Origin of the sequence: Klebsiella sp. X1-16S-Nf21, from assembly GCF_002837615.1 — a bacterium.
Lineage (GTDB): Bacteria > Pseudomonadota > Gammaproteobacteria > Enterobacterales > Enterobacteriaceae > Klebsiella > Klebsiella variicola.
Genome location: NZ_PJDK01000091.1, coordinates 1 through 19,091 on the forward strand (window position 1 = coordinate 1; position 19,091 = coordinate 19,091).

The 19,091-nt window shown below is 48.9% G+C and carries 12 protein-coding genes and 10 pseudogenes; 8 read left to right on the forward strand and 14 right to left on the reverse strand.

Annotated elements, in window-relative coordinates; all coding sequences use genetic code 11:
* Nucleotides 1-228 precede the first annotated feature (228 nt).
* The 3 pseudogenes from umuD to CW267_RS26430 form a co-directional block, all read right to left on the reverse strand.
* A pseudogene (umuD, locus tag CW267_RS26420) lies at nt 229-576 on the reverse strand (translesion error-prone DNA polymerase V autoproteolytic subunit); the annotation flags it as partial.
* Nucleotides 563-1,432: pseudogene (locus tag CW267_RS26425) on the reverse strand (APC family permease); the annotation flags it as partial. The pseudogenes umuD and CW267_RS26425, both read right to left, overlap by 14 nt.
* Nucleotides 1,429-1,911: pseudogene (locus CW267_RS26430) on the reverse strand (acetamidase/formamidase family protein); the annotation flags it as partial. The pseudogenes CW267_RS26430 and CW267_RS26425, both read right to left, overlap by 4 nt.
* Before the next feature lie 81 nt (nt 1,912-1,992).
* Here CW267_RS26430 and CW267_RS26435 point away from each other — a divergent pair.
* Nucleotides 1,993-3,089, forward strand: a protein-coding gene (locus tag CW267_RS26435) for an IS3 family transposase (protein ID WP_100781698.1) whose coding sequence is annotated in 2 segments (ribosomal slippage) — nt 1,993-2,419 and nt 2,419-3,089 — 1,098 coding nt in all. Because the reading frame shifts where the segments join, the coding sequence is not laid out codon by codon here.
* A 28-nt stretch (nt 3,090-3,117) separates the two neighbouring features.
* On the opposite strand, the pseudogene CW267_RS26440 reads toward CW267_RS26435, so the two are convergent.
* From CW267_RS26440 to CW267_RS26505, 9 genes and pseudogenes are all read right to left on the reverse strand, one after another.
* Nucleotides 3,118-3,330: pseudogene (locus tag CW267_RS26440) on the reverse strand (acetamidase); the annotation flags it as partial.
* 441 nt (nt 3,331-3,771) lie between these two features.
* A pseudogene (locus CW267_RS26445) lies at nt 3,772-4,143 on the reverse strand (GntR family transcriptional regulator); the annotation flags it as partial.
* 161 nt (nt 4,144-4,304) lie between these two features.
* Entirely contained in the window at nt 4,305-4,655 is a 351-nt protein-coding gene (locus tag CW267_RS26450) for a putative holin (RefSeq protein WP_100781699.1), read from the reverse strand.
* A gap of 129 nt (nt 4,656-4,784) precedes the next feature.
* Nucleotides 4,785-5,036 carry a hypothetical protein gene (locus CW267_RS26455; RefSeq protein WP_227521869.1) on the reverse strand — a complete coding sequence of 84 codons (252 nt, stop codon included), beginning with the start codon at nt 5,034-5,036 and terminating at the stop codon, nt 4,785-4,787.
* 97 nt (nt 5,037-5,133) lie between these two features.
* Nucleotides 5,134-5,471 (reverse strand): annotated as a pseudogene (locus CW267_RS26460) (IS3 family transposase); the annotation flags it as partial.
* Nucleotides 5,472-5,682: 211 nt separating this feature from the next.
* On the reverse strand, nt 5,683-6,186 hold the full coding sequence (locus CW267_RS31485; protein ID WP_227521872.1) for a TraI domain-containing protein: 504 nt from the start codon (nt 6,184-6,186) through the stop codon (nt 5,683-5,685).
* Between the two features lie 328 nt (nt 6,187-6,514).
* Nucleotides 6,515-6,685 (reverse strand): hypothetical protein, encoded by a 171-nt coding sequence (locus CW267_RS31490; protein ID WP_227521870.1) that lies wholly within the window; start codon nt 6,683-6,685, stop codon nt 6,515-6,517.
* Nucleotides 6,686-7,404: 719 nt separating this feature from the next.
* Nucleotides 7,405-7,764, reverse strand: a complete 360-nt coding sequence (gene mobI / locus CW267_RS26475) for a conjugative transfer protein MobI(A/C) (protein ID WP_100781700.1) — start codon at nt 7,762-7,764, stop codon at nt 7,405-7,407.
* Between the two features lie 3,286 nt (nt 7,765-11,050).
* The gene (locus CW267_RS26505; RefSeq protein WP_100781704.1) at nt 11,051-11,596 is read right to left on the reverse strand and encodes a winged helix DNA-binding protein; all 546 of its coding nucleotides are present in this window, start codon (nt 11,594-11,596) and stop codon (nt 11,051-11,053) included.
* Nucleotides 11,597-11,794: 198 nt separating this feature from the next.
* Here CW267_RS26505 and CW267_RS26510 point away from each other — a divergent pair, with 198 nt between their 5' ends.
* From CW267_RS26510 to CW267_RS26535, 6 genes and pseudogenes are all read left to right on the forward strand, one after another.
* On the forward strand, nt 11,795-12,517 hold the full coding sequence (locus tag CW267_RS26510) for a DUF969 domain-containing protein (RefSeq protein ID WP_100781705.1): 723 nt from the start codon (nt 11,795-11,797) through the stop codon (nt 12,515-12,517).
* Nucleotides 12,514-13,499: pseudogene (locus CW267_RS26515) on the forward strand (DUF979 domain-containing protein). Before CW267_RS26510 ends, CW267_RS26515 begins: the two are co-directional and overlap by 4 nt.
* A 9-nt stretch (nt 13,500-13,508) precedes the next feature.
* Nucleotides 13,509-14,490: pseudogene (locus CW267_RS26520) on the forward strand (DUF2891 domain-containing protein).
* Between the two features lie 106 nt (nt 14,491-14,596).
* Nucleotides 14,597-15,361: pseudogene (locus CW267_RS26525) on the forward strand (DUF4113 domain-containing protein); the annotation flags it as partial.
* A gap of 99 nt (nt 15,362-15,460) precedes the next feature.
* A complete protein-coding gene (locus CW267_RS26530; RefSeq protein ID WP_004026357.1) occupies nt 15,461-15,904 on the forward strand; it encodes an antitoxin Xre/MbcA/ParS toxin-binding domain-containing protein in 444 nt (147 codons plus the stop codon).
* Entirely contained in the window at nt 15,901-16,371 is a 471-nt protein-coding gene (locus CW267_RS26535; protein WP_100781706.1) for an RES family NAD+ phosphorylase, read from the forward strand. Before CW267_RS26530 ends, CW267_RS26535 begins: the two co-directional genes overlap by 4 nt.
* Before the next feature lie 109 nt (nt 16,372-16,480).
* Here CW267_RS26535 and CW267_RS26540 read toward each other — a convergent pair whose 3' ends face one another.
* The gene (locus CW267_RS26540) at nt 16,481-16,741 is read right to left on the reverse strand and encodes a hypothetical protein (protein WP_100781707.1); all 261 of its coding nucleotides are present in this window, start codon (nt 16,739-16,741) and stop codon (nt 16,481-16,483) included.
* 729 nt (nt 16,742-17,470) lie between these two features.
* On the opposite strand from CW267_RS26540, the gene CW267_RS26550 reads away from it, so the two are divergent.
* Nucleotides 17,471-18,840 (forward strand): IS3 family transposase gene (locus CW267_RS26550; RefSeq protein ID WP_100781708.1). Its coding sequence is split into 2 segments (ribosomal slippage): nt 17,471-17,960 and nt 17,960-18,840, totalling 1,371 coding nucleotides; the frame shifts between segments, so codons are not numbered across the junction.
* A gap of 82 nt (nt 18,841-18,922) precedes the next feature.
* Here the strand turns inward: CW267_RS26550 and CW267_RS26555 are convergent.
* Nucleotides 18,923-19,091: pseudogene (locus tag CW267_RS26555) on the reverse strand (IS30 family transposase); the annotation flags it as partial.

Below are 19,091 nucleotides of genomic sequence, written 5' to 3' on the forward strand. Positions count from 1 at the left end.
GCGAGCATGCGCTCAACGCAGAGGCGGGTCCAGGGAGTGACGCTGTCGCCGAATTTTTCGAGGAACGTATTCCAGCCGTCATCGACGGTGAAAAGCAACTTTGCGGGACGTGGAATATACATGCCGCTGAGTATAAAACGGGGCTCATGGCATGCAAACCCTCGGAATCGCGAAGCGATGACGCTCGCCCTGTAAGGGCGCTACTGTTCACATCGGCCAGGGCAAACATCAGTACATCTCCCTCGGGCGGTGGATGATATGCGTGACGACGCCAAAGATATCCAGCTCGTCGGGGTCAGGATAAATCGATGACCAGGAGGCATTCATGGGCTGCAGCGTCAGTCGTGGCGTCAGCAGAAGCCGTTTCACCGTAAACTCCCCCTGTACGCTGGCGACAACGATATCGCCGTGCCGCGGCTTTTCAGCACTGTCCACAACCAGCAGATCACCATTGTGCAGACTGCCGTCGGCCATGCTGTCTCCGCTGGCACGCAGGTAGTAAGTCGCGCTCGGATGCCGTATGCAGTAATCATGGAGATCCAGATCGGACTCGACATAGTCAGCTGGACCACATGGTGACGTATTTCAGCCATTGGCCGCCGGCAAGATTGGCAGTATCGTAGAACGCGGTATCGAGGCTGCCAAATTTCATTCCTTGCGCAAGGTCCGCCGCAATCCAGGTTTGGAGAATGAACAGCGTACCGACCTGCATCAGGGCGCCCAACGAGGCCTTACCCACGGTATCGATGCCGCCTTTGGTTTCTGCCGACAGCGTCGATATTCCATCGAAGCCGGGGAAAGAGAGTACGGCAATTGAGACTGCGCCCATGACCAGAGGTAGGCTGAATTTATCGGCATTATACAAGGGGGCGAGCGTCAGATGGCCTGCCTCGGCTCCGGAATAAAACGCAATCAATCCCAGTACCACAAAAATCGCGAGCACCACGATTTCAGCCACCAAAATGGTATTATTCGCCCGCGCGGTAAAGGTAATGCCGCGTAAGTTAATCAGGCTGTTAAGCGCGATAAAGCCGATAATCCAGACCCAGCCCGGAACGCCCGGTAACATCGGCCCCACCGCCGCCGCGCTGACGATATACAGTAGCGATGGCACCAGAATGTAATCCAGCAATATCAGCCAGCCAGCAAAAAAACCAACGATAGGGTGTATTCCGCGCTGAGCGTAAGCGTATACCGAACCTGAAACCGGGAACGCGCGCGACATCGACCAGTAGCTTATGGCGGTGAAAAACATTGCCACCATGCCGATCAGATAAGCCAGCGCTACCATGCCCTGTGCGCCATCCCAGACGTAGCCGAAAACGCCGAAAGGGGCGATGGGCACCATAAAAATCATGCCATAAACCAGCAGATCGCGGAAAGTCAGCGCTCGATGGAGCTCCTGTTTATAACCGAACTGTTCGACGCTCATGCCTGCTCCCCTTCAATACTCAGCGAAAGCTGCGCCGCCACCGATTTGGGTAACGCGTAGCGGCAAGTTTTCAGCGGGTCGACCACCTGACAGATTTGCAGGTCGCAAACTGAGACTTCGCCATCACCCATCGCGGCGTGTAAATCTCCCAGCGCGAAAAGCGCACCAGGTACGTTGACCGGTAACCACAGGGTGCTGCCGGCGGTGATCATTTTGCAGTCCATATTACCGCCGTGGCTATCCGGCGTGCCGCAGGAGATAGCCTTTCCGGCAGGCGCGACGCCGATAACGCCAACCATCGGATTAAGCGGTACACGCATATTGCCAGGCATGACCGCATGGCCCTGTTCAATGGGCACCATGGTCACTTTTGGAGCACTAAGTTCGTCGCCAATCACCCCTAGTTGCGGGGCGGTGACCATCACCGCCTGCTGGCTCGTCAGGGTAATTTGCTTGATGGTGACTTTAAGCACATCGCCCGTGATCTCCTCCCTGAAAACAGTGCCAGGCTAAACTGAAGCCTCCGGTCTTTCTTCCATCTCACAGAGAGGCACATCGCCATGAAAAAGACCCGTTATACCGAAGAACAGATAGCATTTGCGCTGAAACAGGCCGAAACCGGCACTCGGGTGGAGGAAGTCTGCAGAAAGATGGGCATTTCTGAAGCCACATTTTACAACTGGAAGAAAAAGTTTGGCGGCATGGGCGTGACAGAGCTGCGCCGCCTGCGCCAGCTTGAGGAAGAGAATCAGCGTCTGAAACGTCTGGTGGCCGATTTAAGTCTGGACAAGGAGATGCTGCAGGAAGTTATCAAAAAAGTTCTGAGGCCGGTTCAGAAGCGTCAGGCGGTGCATTTTCTGCGGGAGGCTTACCGTATCAGTGTCCGACGGGGATGCGGACTGCTGATGCAGAGCAGAACCGTTTACCACTGGCAGAGCCGGCGGGATGATCGGGCGATAACCCTGCGTATCCGGGAAATAGCGGAAACCGGATCCGCTACGGTTGCCCTCGTATTCATAATCAGCTGCGGCGGGAAGGCTGGCCTGTTAACCACAAGAAAACACACCGGATTTACTGTCTGGAAGGCCTCAACCTGGGCAAAAAGCGCCCCCGCAGGCATGTCAGTGCAGCACATCGTCAGCAACGTCCGGCCCTGACCGGTGTCGATCAGTGCTGGAGTATGGATTTCGTGTCGGATAACCTGTTCAACGGACGACGTTTCCGGGCGCTGACTGTAGTGGATAATTTTAGTCGGGAGTGTCTGGCGATCCATGCCGGAAAGTCGCTGAAAGGTAAGGATGTGGTCGGTGTGATGGAAAGGTTACGGGTGCTGGGCAAGCGCCTGCCGGTACGTATTCAGACAGATAACGGCAGCGAGTTTATTTCGAAAAATCTGGATAAATGGGCGTATGAGCACGGGGTCACAATGGACTTCTCCCGCCCCGGGAAACCAACGGATAACCCGTTTATAGAATCATTTAACGGCAGTCTCCGGGATGAATGCCTGAACATTCACTGGTTTCTCTCGCTGGAAGATGCGCAGGACAAACTCGGCAACTGGCGCAGGGAATATAATCATGAGAGAACGCATTCTTCATTAAATGACATGACTCCGGCTGAATTCATCCGAAGTCTCCGGAAAGACGAAGCTCTCTGATTTAGCACTGCACTGAGTTTGGGCCAAGGTCACCCGGTTTGGCACCTACAATGTTGACCGGCCCGGTGGCCGGGTTAATACGCTGCCAGTCTAACTCGTTGAACACGGTCTCGGCAGAGGTGATTTGGTCGGAAAAGCAGTCGCAGGTTTCGAATAACACTTCACTTCCACTGTTGACGGTGGCGACAGGAACGTTATCGCGCGACATGGCGTAAACCATCCGATCTTTGGGTATTTTCATTAGATTCATCCCAGTAATATTGTTGTGTCTTTTTTGGTGTTTCCCGTAGGGGAAAGGATGAATGTATCGGGAATGTAGCAGAAAGGCAATTATGAGTAACCTAAGAGTGTTTGTGGTGATTATTATTTAAAATAAAAACTTTATAGTTAGTTGTATTTAATATAATCAAGCGCTTAATCCTATATTTTGGGTTTGTTATCTTATTCACCATAGTTCATCTCCTTATTTTTTACTTACCATTTTTTTATTTTACAGCATATTATTCCTATTATAATTAAATTGGAGGTCCGCTAGATACATCCATAGCAATTATCAATAACGCTTACTATTCTCGCCAGCACTGCGACTGAGCAGAGAAGAAGATAGCAACCTTTTACCTAGCAACGAGCTGGGGTAGGGTAATAAACCCATTACTCCGGTGAGTACAGCTTCAGCGGAAAATCACTCCATCGCGACCATCACCCCTTCCCCCAGCTTCACCATCAACTCTTTATGCTTCTCGATTGGCGGCAGGGCGCAGTTGCTCGATACTCCCCGGATGCCGAAAACAGCGATCCTGACGCGACCAAGATCTTCAGCCGGCACAACTGCTTCGCGACGCAAACCATATCCACCTGCTCCGGTAGCTCGAACCATAACATAAAGCAGCCTTTCGGGCGGGTAACACAGATGCCGCAGGGGAAAAACTCCTGCAGCCAGCAGGTGTAGATCTCCATATTACGCTGATAGATCTGCAGCATCCGCCGTACCTGGCGGTGGTAATGGCCTTCGCAAAAAAATAAAGGCCGCCTGCTGGGTTGAAGGGATGGTACTGGGGCATTAAGCTCCCAGACAGCGCGTGCATTGCGGGTCAGCTCGCGCTTGTATTGCCGGGCCTAAACGGAATGCTGGCAGCGAAGAACGGGTGACAACCACTCAGCAGGCTAAGCAGGATGAGAGACTGCGCGAGTCGGATCATCGTTAGAGCCCCATCGTCACGCCGAAGCAGATCGCCGCGACAATCGGTGCACATCGCAGCAGAACGGCGGCAAAATCAGCTCATAGCCCGTTGCAACGGGGTATTCAGGCTCATTGCGGCTCACTGGCACCGGCTTGCCGAGGTTCTCTTTCCAATCTTCTATCAGATAGCTCCCCGGGCTGGCGTAAGGAAACAGTGCTCGATCAGGGTGGTAGCCGAGAATGGCAGCGATGGAAACCAGAGACAGCTTGTATAGCGTGATGCCGAGCTGTTCGGGCGAAATGGAGGCGATAGCGGCCAGCAGCGCAACGGCAAGGATGATCCTGTTGCGCATCCGCTGGTGACGGACCTCGTGAAGTAACAACATGAGGTGACTCCTGAAGATGAATGTGCCCGTGGGCTGAATAGATCAGGAGATAGTGTGTGTCAGAATGGGGTGCAGAGTAATTTGCTCCCGGGCAGAAAAAAGCCCGACAGATATCGGGCTTCCTGAAGGTTAATTCTGTTGTTGAAGTGTATTACCTATTTTCTTCAGTTGATCGCTGTGAACGTTAAGAAAAGGAGCCATCTTACGCTGGAACCAGCCGATGTTAACCATTTCTGAATTGGGATAGTTCATAGCTCGACGCTTCTCGTTATAACACAACGCATCCAGTACACGGAGAACTGGAGGTTCATCCATTCCGATGGTCAGGCGCTTATCCGTGATCTCAGCAATGTTTTCCTCCGCGGGTTCGGTTTTCATCATCGCCTTCTCGATCTCTACAAATTGACGTGCCAGATCGAAGTGAAGTCGAGCCCTCAGGGGAGCCCCAACACCAGATTAATAGCTGATAGGCTAGCCACTAACCCAAGGGCAACAAGTGGACTGACCCCGTGCCTGTAGACAAATTCTGTCCTAACGACGAGGCCTGTTCGAAGGCCTCCGGACTGACGCCGCCGGGGTGACTGTGGCACCGGGCCCGGTTGTAGAACACTTCAATGTAATCGAAGACATCCGCCCGGGCCAGATCCGGGTTTTGTATATTCTCTTACTAATGCGTTCTTTTTTCAGCGAACTGAAGAACGATTCGGCCACCGCATTATCCTGGCAGTTGCCACGCCGGCTCATGCTCGGTGCCAGGTTATTAGCCCGGCAAAAGCGCAGCCAGTCGTCACTGCCGTACTGGCTGCCCTGAGATGTAAACAGAGCCAACAATAATCATAATATGTACCTGAGGCTGTGAGTTTCTATCATGGTGTACTGACGATGAGTTGAAAACATTGATATTGAGAGTATTGATATTGTCTTTTAGAATCGCGATGGCTCGGGCATTAGTATCTGATGCCCGAATAGCGAATTGTTTATCATACCGATAGCTGGTATCGGCGCCGGTGGAATGCCAGTCGGCCGTTCACATGCATCGAGAAATAAAATCATCACTGGTTGTACAATTACCTAATGCCGACAGCATTTTATCGTACAACCGTTCCTTGATTACGTCGCTCAAATAATTAAGGCACGTATCGTTTAAGCAGCGTTCAAGGAATACAGGTGCCCGCACGGAATGCTCGTTAGCCTGCCTTTTAAGCCATATAACTTCATAGGAAAAAATACGGTTTGACTTTGCCCAGCCCATCAGACTGGATGAGAGTGGACTCCATGTGATTTTAACGTCCGGGGTGGAGGAAATAACGTCGACATCAAATATCTTGCCTGCGTCATGTAAAAGCCAACAAATAAAGGCTGCATAAAGATAACGACCTTTTCGGATCTGTTCTTCATCCTGTAGACCAATGGGAAGTAATTCAGTGCTGTACGCAAATTTTAAAGCGAGGAAAGCCGTCTCTAAACTGTTCGTTAGTAGTTCCCCTGTACCGGCATGGTAATGGTTTTCAGACGCAGGTAAAAGATGTATCCAGCATGTATATTACATCAATGGCTTAATGACCAGATTAGTGAAGGTATAGGCCTTCTCACTCAGGTCTGAATTTGGCAGACCGATATACCTATTGATTTACTGTAACCGGTTTGCATGTGCGGATAAAATCGCACACTCTGAAAATAACGTTATACACGCAGGCTTACTTGGATAATCACGGTATATTTGCACATCCTTGATAGGCGTGTGCGGGATATCGCACTCATCATCTGTATCAAAGATAATGTCGTGGTCATACACTCCAAAGAGGGAGTCCCTGATTTTAAAAAAAAGCCCGGATATAATACTCATATCAACCTGTGAGTTATTGTGCCGAAACAGGAGTGGCAGAAGATTGTGTTTTGTCAGATGGCTTACCAGAGCCTTCCGCTTCCTCTGGTTTTAATGTCTGCTCACTGCCAGTATCAGCTGAAATGTCAATGTAACCGGACTGAGCAAGGGCCTTCGTTTCGAGACTGGCAATATAAAGTTCCACCGATTTAAACCGCTAATGCTCTGGATGAATGGTAATATGTCGTATTTTCCATTCACACGATTTTCAGCGTTCAGTATTTTAGTAATTTTGTCCATCGCAACCTGCAGTGAGCTCAGGAGTTGCAGGATAATTCGGTCATGAACCTGTTGTGATATCTGACCGCATAACCACAACTGGTGTGCCTGACGAGTCAGGACGTTGGCGGTCTGGATAATATCCAGCAATTTATAGAACAATGGGTGGTTCCAGCGAATTTCAAATATACCATAGTCAAACCCTTCGTATGATGAATCATCCAGAAGTAGTCTGGCGACATTTTTGTCAATCTGCTCATTGAGGGTATTTACATTACCCGACAGTTCATCGTAAACACCGGAGAGCCATTTCTGAACTTTAGTGCTTGTCGCCTGGTCACCTTCTACCAGGCGGAAAATATTATAAATTGCATTGGAGATGGCGTTAAACTGGCGCAGGCAGGCTCTGTTTTTTCATGAAAGTGTGTATAGAACTCACTTGAAAGTGGCTTTAATTTTGAAATGACCCTCCCTAAAGGAGGGTCATTTCCAGCGTTTCGTTGATTACGCGGTTCAGTTTTTGGGGATGCGTTGCCAGCCATTATATTAACCTCTTCAGTTTTTCCAGTCTTTTGATGTCGGCCAGTTTTCGTTGATGGTATTCCACGAGTAGTTCACGGATTGGTTTAATTTTTTTTCTGTTTCCTAGATCATCTCCAGTTCCCAGTCTAGGGTATTTTTAAAACAACTAACGCTGTAACCTACGAGTTTAGGTTTAACAACCACGCCATGATGTTCAATTTTGTTTTTGAACCTGGGCGAAAAATCTTTCCATACAATTGTCAGCTTTTGCGACGATCCAACCTTTCTCAGCACAGGAGCAAAACGACCGGATATAAATCTTCCCCCGTTTGCATACGTGGTCTGGGATATCAGTTGATTCCGCGCCTTCCAGGCCTCCCAGTATTCATCCAGAATTTTTGATGCCTCTGATTTCAGTAACTCGATATAGCGAACCGAGTTCTCGATAACGATTTCCTGATGTGCCGTAATTATCGGGTTCATATCAACTCCTCCAGCAACACAGACTACAGGAATCCAGAAAGAGTTCTCTAAACTAACAAGGGTGTTTGCATTTTTTTTTAAATTTTTTTTGTGCTCATTTCGTTGGCAAAAAAAATAACTTTCTTGTGAGCTCGTCCAACAACCTCTGCCTGTGGCCCGCACGGTGTGCGTTCCATCCCCGGAAAACCACTCCACGCAACCGTGGAGATGGGAAAAGTAACTTTTTTGCGAACCAGTAATAGGTACCCTTATACATAAGTAACTATTTGCAAAAAAAGTACTAATGAAAGTGTAGGCGTCCAGTCCTGCCATTAGTGCCTTTCACAGGAAAAAGTACTAATGAAAATCTATCCTCATTAGTACTTTTTTGATTAAAAGGTACTAATGAAACCGAGCAAAACTGTGCAGTTTCTATAAAAAGTGCCTAATGTTATAAGTACCAGTACAAAGTAAAAGGACAGGGCTTTTTTAAAATTTAGTATCTAATAATATTAGTGCTTGTTTTTTTCGGTAGTATCTCTGAGATGGCTTTGATATAATAACAGCCCTTTAGTAACCGTATGTAGCGCGATTTAAAAGTACTCTGGAGAGCGTATGGACGTACAACCCAACGTACAGACTGACACGGTCATTAAGGCGTTTCTCCGCTCGGAGTTGCAGTTGATACGGAGTCAGAAAAAACTACTCAGTGTGTTGCCTCGTGATCTCGCGTCGGACTACCGCTATATACCGGAGAACCTGCTGGAGCGGTTTTTCCATCCTGCCACTGATGCGCGTCTAAATAGAATTGCCCTGTCAGAAGCCAGGCCAGGTAGCCTGCTAGTTTCCGTGTCAACGGGAAGCCTGTTTTATGGGGTGAGTTAATAAAATTGATCCTGGATGACTCTCAGTTACTGAAGTTTGAAACGTACGGCAGACCTTTTGACAGTACCGAGATGAAATTAAATGAGCCATGCGAATTATTGAGCGGGAAGAAGTCTGTTTATAAACCCGTCGATCTTGAGTTATTCAGGAAAAACATCGTCTCTATACAGATGAATTTCCTGGTCAATCTATGGAATCTGGCCAGATTTAAACCAGCTTATGTTAGGGCTTATTTGGCCCTGTCTAATGACGCTTTCAGATGCTCCTCGATACAGAAATGTCCGCCTTTGTGGAGGTGACAAATGTGGTTCTCTTTCCCCGGTTTATAACCTATGATACCGGACGACGTGATCACAAAGTATATGCATGAGGTTACGAGATTATGGCTGATGTTCTGGAAGGTTTCATCCCCATGGGAAATATGGAAAACTTACGTGTCGAATTTTCTCTTAAAGATTCATATGAGAAGCTTAAATTATTTTGGTGATGTCTGGATGTTATATGAGTTAACAGACTTCACATCCTTGATATTGTAATTTGATTAAGGTTGATTCAGGTTGGAGAATAACAGTGTCCGAGCGTGCTTCGCTAAAAGTAAGTTTTCTGAAAACATGAAGTGGTTTTTCCTGTCGGTCGACAGAACAGGACCAGATATACGTTAAGGAGAATGCGGGTAATGGGATTAAAAAAGAGCGAAGTAAGCTAGTTAAATAGTCTTATAAGTGCCATAAAGTTAGTGGAATTTGATGCCAATAAATATCCCATAATAGTTCTGCATGGTCGTAAAGTTGTCGATAGTTTGGAGTAGATAAAAGGGATAAATACAAAAAATGGGTAGGTAAATGGCTCGGTGAAAAATACGCCATGTTGCTGTAAAGTGTCGTTGTGAAAAATACTATTCACATTTTCGGATATGACACGTAAAACCCCTACAGAATCAATAAGAGAAATGTATTTTAATATAATTGTTGATTTTTTAATAAATACGGGTATACGCTGGAATACTACTCACACAAAGTCAATAGGGCTGTTGAAATTCTCGGCGGGATACCGGAAGCTGACTATAAAGACTATTTTCTGCCATGTAAAAAGCCCTTCATACATGCACCGGACAGGTATTATTCCTGCCCAACATGCAGTGCAAAAAAAATGACAAGTTGCTATTATGCGTTATTCTCAGTCCGTTGTTCCCTTTGAATAAAAATAATTAAGAATACATGGAAAATCACCTTTACACACCGCAAGTATCATCTGCCATATCACTTTTGTATCGACGGGAATAACGAAGCCGTCAGATGAGAAGTTTTTTCATCTTTCAGACAGCATCCATAACCGCTTGCGTACGATTTCTCCGGACCTTCATGTCCGTTGTGCCTCTTATTTACTCCTGCTTGTCGTTCATACAGAGTCAAAAACTGGAGACCTTAAAAACCATTTCCTGATTGTTTCCTGAAACTTGTTCAGGAACTTCCACCGTTAAAAATGACTACATGTCCATCCGAGAAAATCAGGTTTGAAAAAGAGCTGGGCGCTATGTTTTCAGCCAGTCCAGATGCTGTCAGCATCCGTCTGGCCGAATACCTTTTGGGCCCATCCCGTTTTCTCCAGATGATAAAAACCTGACCGTAAGGCGAGAGTTGAGGAAATACTCGAAGCAAGAAATGTAATCTTTCGCATCAGTTAGCGCTCCTGGTGCAGGCAGAAGAAACAGTGTCCAGATTTAAATCGACGGGTAAAACCAGACGTCCCTGAACGGCTTTATGTTATTTCGTCCTCATCATCTTTTACTTTCTGGCATTGACCTTTTTACCAACTGAAGGTCAACGTATCCGTGGGTCAGGAAACTATCCTCCTGTTTATTGTTTAACATTCTAAAAAATCATAGTCATTATCATTCAACGTAAAACAGTGACGGTATTCCTGAATAGGCATGTTACAGGATTTCCCATTACCGGGAGTTACTCACTCCAGGCTTTCCCGAACATTCATGTTCCGGCGACATTGAGCCCAAAACATCCTTATAGCGACACGTCAGTGTTTATCGTTATGAATATCAATAATCCGCAAAACAAAACCACCAGCATTATGCCCGGTGCGCATGATTTTTATCGCTTGCAGCAGGCAATTGATAAAGTAAAAGGCAACTAAACGTCTTGCTCCCTTATTTTGGAATATAAGGGATGGGGTATTGCCGGAACTCCATCAGCTGACCAGATCTTCAGCAGGTGGAGGGCATCTGGCACGATTTGCTGGTGCCGTTCAATTCGTTTGATGGCACCTTACCGCTCCACACCCTGCAGTTTGGCGAAGGGGGGCTCAAACTCTCAACGGTGGATGCGGCTGCCACAGGGACAGTCATCACCGAAACCGTCGAGTACTCACTGTCCGGACGCAGTCTTACCCTGTTCAGAAGCCCTTAGCCTCAGAGTGATGCCGCCGCGCGAGCGGCGGTGTCATACAGGGAGGAGATCGTGCGTAACAGCTGCGCGGCTTCCCCAATCGATTTCCCGGTAATTCCGCTATCCGTTTGGATCGCAATCAAACACGCTTCCCGAACGTCCCGGTACTTCATGCACAATGCTTTCCCTACCTCTGTGGTGGAGAAAAAGAGTTCTTTGCCCACCTTTTCACTCGTCACGTAGCCCGCTTTAACCAACTTTTTCAGGGCGTAGATCACCACGTGGGTATCTTCTACGTTGAGAACGAAACAGATGTCGGCCAGCTTTTTCTTGCGATCGCGGTGGTTCACATGATGTAGCAGGGAGACGTCAAAGGCGCCCATGTCAGGTTCACCCGCTGCGGTCATGCAGCGCACCATCCATTTGTTGAATGCGTTGCTGGTCATAATTAGCGCATATTCCAGCTCCGACAGCTCCGCGCAGCGATCCGACACCAGATGGCGGGAGGAAACGATCCGGCCGTCGTTGATATCGTCGTGATGGGGGTTAGCACTCTTTTCTGAAGTCATAACGATCCTTAGCAATGAATGTAAAATTATCAATAAAATAAGTATATTTTATTGATAATTTGTATGCATGTTGTTGAGGTAAAGATGTAGCTTTTTAGCGCAGGTTTACCAAACCTGACGAAAAACACAACATCGCTCGCCGCAAATTAAAAAAATAGCCGCCGGCGCGCAACGCTCACTTTCGATAGGGTAAACGTTATGGACGGTACTACACTGTTGCCGCTGATCGGGATACCGATCGTGGTTATTGGTTTTGCATTGCGCTTCAACCCGCTGCTGGTGGTCGTGGTAGCGGGGCTGGCGACGGGTTTGCTGGTCGGTATGGATTTTGGCATGCTGCTGGAAACCTTCGGTGAGAAGTTCGTGAACAGCCGTTCGCTGGCCACCTTCATTCTGATCCTACCGGTCATTGGTCTGCTGGAGTATTACGGGCTTAAGGAGCGCGCCCAGGCCTGGGTGGCGAAGATCGCTAGTGCCACTTCGGCGCGTATTCTGATGCTTTATTTTGTTGCGCGTGAAGCCACGGCCGCGCTGGGGCTGATGTCGTTGGGCGGCCATGTCCAGACGGTGCGTCCGCTGCTGGCCCCGATGGCCGAAGGGGCGGCGCTGAACGAATACGGCGAAGTCCCACAGCACATTCGCGACAAAATCAAAGCCCATGCCGCCGCGTGTGACAACATCGCAGTTTTCTTCGGAGAAGATATCTTTATTGCTTTTGGCGCAGTGCTGCTAATTGACGCGTTTCTGAAAGAGAACGGCATTCAGGGTATCGAACCGCTGCATATCGGCCTGTGGGCCATTCCAACCGCCATTGCGGCATTGATTATTCATATTACGCGCCTGCTGCGCCTCAATGCCAGCATCCGTCGAGACATCATGGCATGGCGAGCAGAGCAGGGGATGCAGGAGCCCACACAATGATGACGCTTATCACCATTAACCGTGTGTATTACCTGATTGATTTTGTCGTGATGCTGCTGGTTGTCATGACCCTTCGCGTCGCGCCAATCCAAAGCGTTTTACAACCGCGTTGTTCTGGTTTTTGTTTGGCGGGATCTTCCTGTTTGGCGACCTGATGGTACAGGAACTCGGTAAATCCTTGGCGTACCGCATCATCGGCGGCGGCGTCATCGCTATCGCCCTGCTGGCGGGATTTAGCCTAGTCGGGATAGGGCACTATAAAATGTCCACCGAGGAGGCGCGAGTTGCCTCTTCGAACAGACTCAAGAACTGGCTGTTCCTGCCTGCGCTGATGATCCCGATGGTGACGGTTATCGGCACCCTGTTCCTGAAAGGGGTGTCGATCGGCGGCGTGTTCCTGCTCGATCAAAAACAGCTCACCCTGGCGGCGCTTTTCGTTGCCTGCGTTGCGGCGATCCTCACCGGCTGGTGGCTTACCAAAGGAACGCCGCTGCATGCTGTTCGTCAGTCTCGTCGTCTTGTCGATACTATCGGCTGGGCGGTGATCCTTCCGCAGATGCTGGCCATGCTTGGCGCGGTCTTTGTGGTGGCAAAAACGGGCGACTCGGTGCAAAAGGTAGTGAGCCTGTTTGTGAACCCGGATAACCGCTTCATGCTGGTGATCATTTACTGCGTGGGGATGGCACTGTTCACCATGATCATGGGCAATGCGTTTGCGGCCTTTCCGGTATTAAGTGCCGGTATCGCGTTGCCGTTTCTGATCAACGTTCATCACGGGAATCCGGCGCCTCTGTTAGCGTTTGGCATGTACGCGGGCTATTGCGGCACGCTGATGACGCCAATGGCCGCAAACTTCAACATCGTTCCCGCCGCTCTGCTGGAGCTGAAGGACAAATATCAGGTGATCAAAATCCAAATCCCGACCGCGTTAACCCTGCTGGTGGTGAACGTGTTCTTAATGTATTTCCTCGTGTTTCGCTAAGGAGCTGTCATGGAATTAACGCAAGATCAGGCTGACGCGTTTGCCCGCATGCCTTTGACCTATTTGCGCCTGGAATACCCGAACCACATCATGCACCTACTTAATGATGATGGCGACGTGCTGCCGCCTCGTGAACTGCACCCGATTTTTTACGGTTGTTTTGACTGGCATTCGGCGGTACACGGCTGCTGCTGCGCTGCGTGCATCTTTATCCCCACTTACCGTGCCAGAAGGCGATCGTTGAGCTTTTCGACCAACACCTGACCAAAGAGAACGTGGCGAAGGAGCTGGCCTATTTCACCGCACCGTTCCGCGACTCGTTTGAGCGGCCGTATGGTTACGGCTGGCTGCTGGCGCTGGCCCAGGAAATGAAACAGTCGTCGCTGTCGCAGGCTGGTATCAGACGTTGGAGCCGCTTACCCAGTATATTCGCAACCGGCTGGTGGATTACCTTGCTAAACTCACCTATCCGATCCGCGTGGGGACGCACTACAACACAGCGTTTACTCTAGCTATGGCGCTAGATTATGCCCGAGCTGTAGAAGATAGCGCGCTTGAGCAGGCTATTCTGTCCTCTGCAGAGCAGTTTTATCTTGCCGACACGCGCTATCCGGCCCACTACGAACCCGGCGGCGATAAGTATATTTCCGGCGCCTTGACGGAAGCGTTATTGATGAGCAAGGTGTCGGCGGACTTTGCGGCTTGGTTTGACGCGTTTTTGCCGGATGTCGGCTCCGTTGCGGAACTTATGAACCCGGCGGAGGTGAGCGATCGTACCGATCCGAAAATTGCCCATCTCGACGGATTAAATCTCAGCCGTGCCTTGTGCATGAAGCACATTGCGAAAGCGCTTCCGGTCAACCATCCGGCGCAGCAGGTGCTAAGTGATGCGGTGGCGAAACACCTGACGGTGAGCGTCGAGCATGTGGTGGGCAGCCACTACAGCGGCGGGCACTGGCTGGCGAGCTTTGCGTTGCTGGCGCTGGAGTAAATAATTGAGCCGTCTTTCTTGCCGGGTGACTCTGCGCTCACCCGGCCTACAATGTATATGAATATATTGTGCTTTTCAGGCTGATGCCCTCACCACAGGGTGCAGCCTGCTCAGTTTAAACAACACCGACCCCGTTGAGGTGATGACGGCTAGAGGAGATGTGGGGGGACGAACCACAAGTAAGCTTCATGCAATGGGCATAACCACTGCGCTAGAGCTGGCTCGTACTAACCCTGCATTCATAAGACGAAACTTCACCGTAGTTCTTGAACGAACAGTGAGGGAACTACGGGGGGAAAGTTGTATCGACCTGGAGGATGCCCCGCCACCAAAACAACAGATCATATGCAGCAGGAGCTTTGGGCAGCGTATAACAACGTATGAATCCATGCGCCAGGCAATTTGCCAGTATGCTGAACGTGCTGCGGAAAAATTGCGCCAGGAACGTCAGTACTGCGGTCAGGTATCAGCTTTCATAAAAACCTCGCCTTTTTCAAAACATGAACCCTATTACAGCAAAGTCTCCAGCGAACAGCTCTGCATTCCATCACGTGATACGCGGGACATTATCGCGGCGGCGGGCCGGGCTCTGGATAAAATCTGGAAAGACGGACATAACTATGCAAAGGCGGGTGTCATGCTCAACGATTTCCGTCCCTGCGGAGTTACCCAGCTATCGTTATTTGATGAAGGGAGGTCGTATGCAAACAGTGACGCGCTCATGAACGTACTGGATACGATAAACAACTCAGGCAAAGGCAAAGTATGGTTTGCCGGTCGGGGCATCGCACCGGCGTGGTCAATGAAGAGAGATATGCTCTCTCCAGCCTACACAACGAGGTGGGACTCGATACCGATCGCTACACTCTGAGTATCGCAATCAGGAAAAATGCCTTCCGTCTGCTGGTGGTTGATATTTGCTCTATTATTACCATTTGGGTATAATGCAAAGACCAAATGGAGGTTTGCTATGAAAACATTTAGTTTGTCCTCAACTCCAGCCAGACCACAGCGCCTCTGGCAGGTTGCCGGGTTAAATAATGCTGATGGCGTAGCGCTTCTGGGCCAAATCAATGAAGGTCTGGACGGGAAGGTGGCGAACCGGATAACTGACTGGGCCAGAATAACCCAGAATGACCTGAGAAAAATGTCCGGTATCCCGTCAACCACATTTAGCCGCAGTGTGAAGGCACGTTTTAACCCGGAACAAAGTGAACGTCTGGTTCGGATTATCCGCGTCATTGATCGGGCGGTAGATTTGTTTGAAGGCGACAAGGAAGCCGCACAGAAGTGGTTGAACGAACCTAACCGGGCATTGAGCTGGAAAGTGCCAGCAGACCTGATGGCATCCGAGACAGGAGCGTATGAGGTCATTAAGCTGATCACGCGTCTGGAGCATGGGGTGTACTCGTGATCCTCTACAGGCTGACGAAAACAAAGTATCTTTCTACGGCCTGGACCGGATATGGTGCGAAAGAGGCTGGTGGGCGCTGGAATAGCGTGGGGGTGTCAATGGTATATGTCTCCGAAACGGCATCACTAACGATGCTGGAGACGTTGGTACACCTGCATGCGGCACAGATAATGGACTCTTTCACTCTACTGAGTATCGATGTGCCTGATGAACTGATCCAAAGCGCAAACATGGATGAATTACCGGGCAACTGGGCTGATGAGGATGCGCCTCAGGAACTGGCTGAATACGGAGATGCCTGGTCATTTACCAGGAGCTCAGTTGCACTGCGTGTTCCCTCAGCCTTATCGCCGGTAGAGTTCAATTATCTGTTAAATCCTGAGCACCCTGAGTTTTACGGGATCGTGCAGAAGGCTCAACAGATACCGTTCCGGTTTGATAGTCGTCTTAAACCTGACAGGAAGTGAAGCAAAGGAGGAGAGGGCGCTGTCATGATGCCTGGCGCTCCTGTCCGGTGCCACATAAAAAAGCCCGCCAGCGGCGGGCAAAGACTACACACAGCTATTACAGGATGATTCAGGCAGTTTCTTCGTAAACGTTGTAATCCAGCTTTGCTCCACTGTAATTCTGCAGGCTACGGGCTTTATTCATCGCGCAGCTGAACGCATTCGAAAGATCGCCTGCACTCCCGTTATGCCCATAGCGGGCAATTTCATACGGTTTCTCATAACTGCATTCTTCCAGCACAATAAAGGCTCCCGGTTCACTGGTCAGCAATTCGAAACCAAGACCTGCGGCCTTTGTATTCCTTAACTGGTAATATGCAGTGAGTGTCATAATTGATTCCTTAAAATAATACCGATGCAAAGATATTTCTACAGGCATTGTTGAGCCTGTAAAATTGCTGATAGTTCTGAGTGCTTGTAAGTAATAATAACTTATTCAAGTGGCGCGTCAATTGGCTAAATAACCTTACCTTCATTAAATGTTGAAAGAAATACAATCAGGAAAAGTGACTTTAAAAATCTCTTTCAAACATGACGCTACTGATATCTGATATCTGATATCTGATATCTGATATCTGATATCTGATATTGCCTGGATAATTTTGTCATAGGCGTACACCTATATTTTGCGTAAATCTTCAAACAGGTGGCTGAGTCATTTCGTAAACATCAGACATGGATGCAGCTGGCGAACAAGGGGGTTGTCCTGGCACTGCATTGCGTCTGCACAGAGCCGTTACACTGGACGGCACAGAAGTGGTAGCCGGAGCATACCGACAGAGGGGAAAATTCATGACTGAACTCCAGCAGATGCCGGGATGCAGAGCAGAAACACGGCGGAAACCATCTTAAAAATTATTGACTTACCAGCTTATTAGCCCTGGGAGGATGGGAGTAAACAGGGTATAATGGTGTCGGCGCTTGAGGCTTTTTGCCTCATGATGTTTGAGTGTTTTGATGTTGTGAGGCAGAAAGAAGAAAGCCCCGTAGGACGTTAATTTTCATTAACCAACCACATGCACTGCGCCCATTTAGTTGGACTCTCAAATTGGAGAGTTCCATGTCCAGACGTAAGTACACCTTTCAACAGCGCCTCGAAGTGGTTATGCACTATTTCGCTACCGATGAAGGCTATCGCTTAACTTCAGCTCGCTTTAACGTTCCCAGAACCCAGGTAAGAATTTGGGTTGCAGCCTATGATGCTTATGGAGAAGAAGGTCTGAAGCCCAGGGATAAGGGTGTATCAATCGATCCCGATATCAGAGTCGAAGCCGTGAAGGCTGTACTGACGGGACAGATTTCCCAGACGCAGGCTGCTACGAAATTTAACGTCGCGGGTTCGGCCTCGGTTGGGAAGTGGATGAAGGTGTTCAGCGAACATGGAGAGGAAGGGCTTCGTTCTCTCCGTGTGGGCAAGAAAAGGGCACTTCATATGATTGATGATCCTGTTGCGCTTGAGGTAGAACTGGAGCGTTCGAAAGATAAACGTATTCAGGAGCTTGAACAAAAAGTCCGCCGTCTGGAATTGCGGATACTTTATTTAAAAAAGTTGAAAGCCTTAGTTCGGTAAGGGATAAGGTCAGAATTATCGACGAACTGAGGCAGCACTATTCGTTCGACCAGCTTTTGCAGATAGCTCAGATACCCAGGAGTACGTTTTACTATCATCTGAAAGCACTCCGCTCTCCGGGAAAATACGATGAAGTGAAATGCAGAATCAAAGAGATCTATGATGAGAACCTGGGCCGCTATGGTTATCGGCGGATAGCACTGGCGCTCAGAAGAGAGGGAGGAGCATTAAACCACAAAGTGGTTCAACGTCTGATGAATGTGCTTCGTCTCAAAGCTGCGATAAGAGTGAAGCGCTACAGTTCATGGCGGGGTGAACATGGGCGCGCTGCTGACAATATCCTGCAACGAAACTTCAAAGCCAGCCGGCCCAACGAAAAATGGGTCACCGATGTCACTGAATTCGCCGTCAGTGGCCGCAAACTCTACCTTTCACCCATTATTGATCTCTTCAATAACGAAGTGATCTCCTACAGTATTTCAGAACATCCAACCATGCCGATGATCGATGACATGCTCATTAAGGCATTTGCCAGGCTTGATGCGGGTACCAATCCGGTTCTTCATTCAGATCAGGGCTGGCAATACCGTCATCGATGGTACCAGTATCAGTTACGGGAGTTTGGCATCATCCAAAGTATGTCCCGCAAAGGCAACTGCCTCGATAATGCCTGTGCAGAATGTTTTTTCGGGACTTTAAAATCAGAATGTTTTTACACCAGTAAATTTAAGGATATTGATGAATTTAAGATAGTTATTGAGGATTACATACGATACTACAATACCCGACGAATTAGCCTTAAATTCAAGGGACTCAGCCCGGTTGAATACCGCCTAAAGAGCTATCCAGGCAGAAATTAACAAGGCTCTGTACAGGGATTCTATCAGGAAACCTGAACGTCGTTGGACACGCTCACGCAAATGTCTGCTATGAGCTGTGAGTTCAACTGATGGACGCAACACACTTATTGAACCGTTCTGCTGATGATTCATAGTCTAGCGTTTTTCTCGGCCTTTCGTTGAGCTGTCTGGCAACACTGTTAAGTCTTTGCTGGCTGTGAACCGATAAGTCAGTTCCTTTTGGAAAATATTGTCTGAGCAATCTGTTCGTA

Bases quoted from the DNA above. Each gene is read 5' to 3' on its own strand.
- CW267_RS26540 (WP_100781707.1), bottom strand. From the start codon at position 16,741: ATGACACTCACTGCATATTACCAGTTAAGGAATACAAAGGCCGCAGGT.
- CW267_RS26530 (WP_004026357.1), top strand. From the start codon at position 15,461: ATGAAAACATTTAGTTTGTCCTCAACTCCAGCCAGACCACAGCGCCTC.
- mobI (WP_100781700.1), bottom strand. From the start codon at position 7,764: ATGAACCCGATAATTACGGCACATCAGGAAATCGTTATCGAGAACTCG.
- CW267_RS26455 (WP_227521869.1), bottom strand. From the start codon at position 5,036: ATGATGAAAACCGAACCCGCGGAGGAAAACATTGCTGAGATCACGGAT.
- CW267_RS26505 (WP_100781704.1), bottom strand. From the start codon at position 11,596: ATGACTTCAGAAAAGAGTGCTAACCCCCATCACGACGATATCAACGAC.
- CW267_RS26510 (WP_100781705.1), top strand. From the start codon at position 11,795: ATGGACGGTACTACACTGTTGCCGCTGATCGGGATACCGATCGTGGTT.
- CW267_RS26450 (WP_100781699.1), bottom strand. From the start codon at position 4,655: ATGTTGTTACTTCACGAGGTCCGTCACCAGCGGATGCGCAACAGGATC.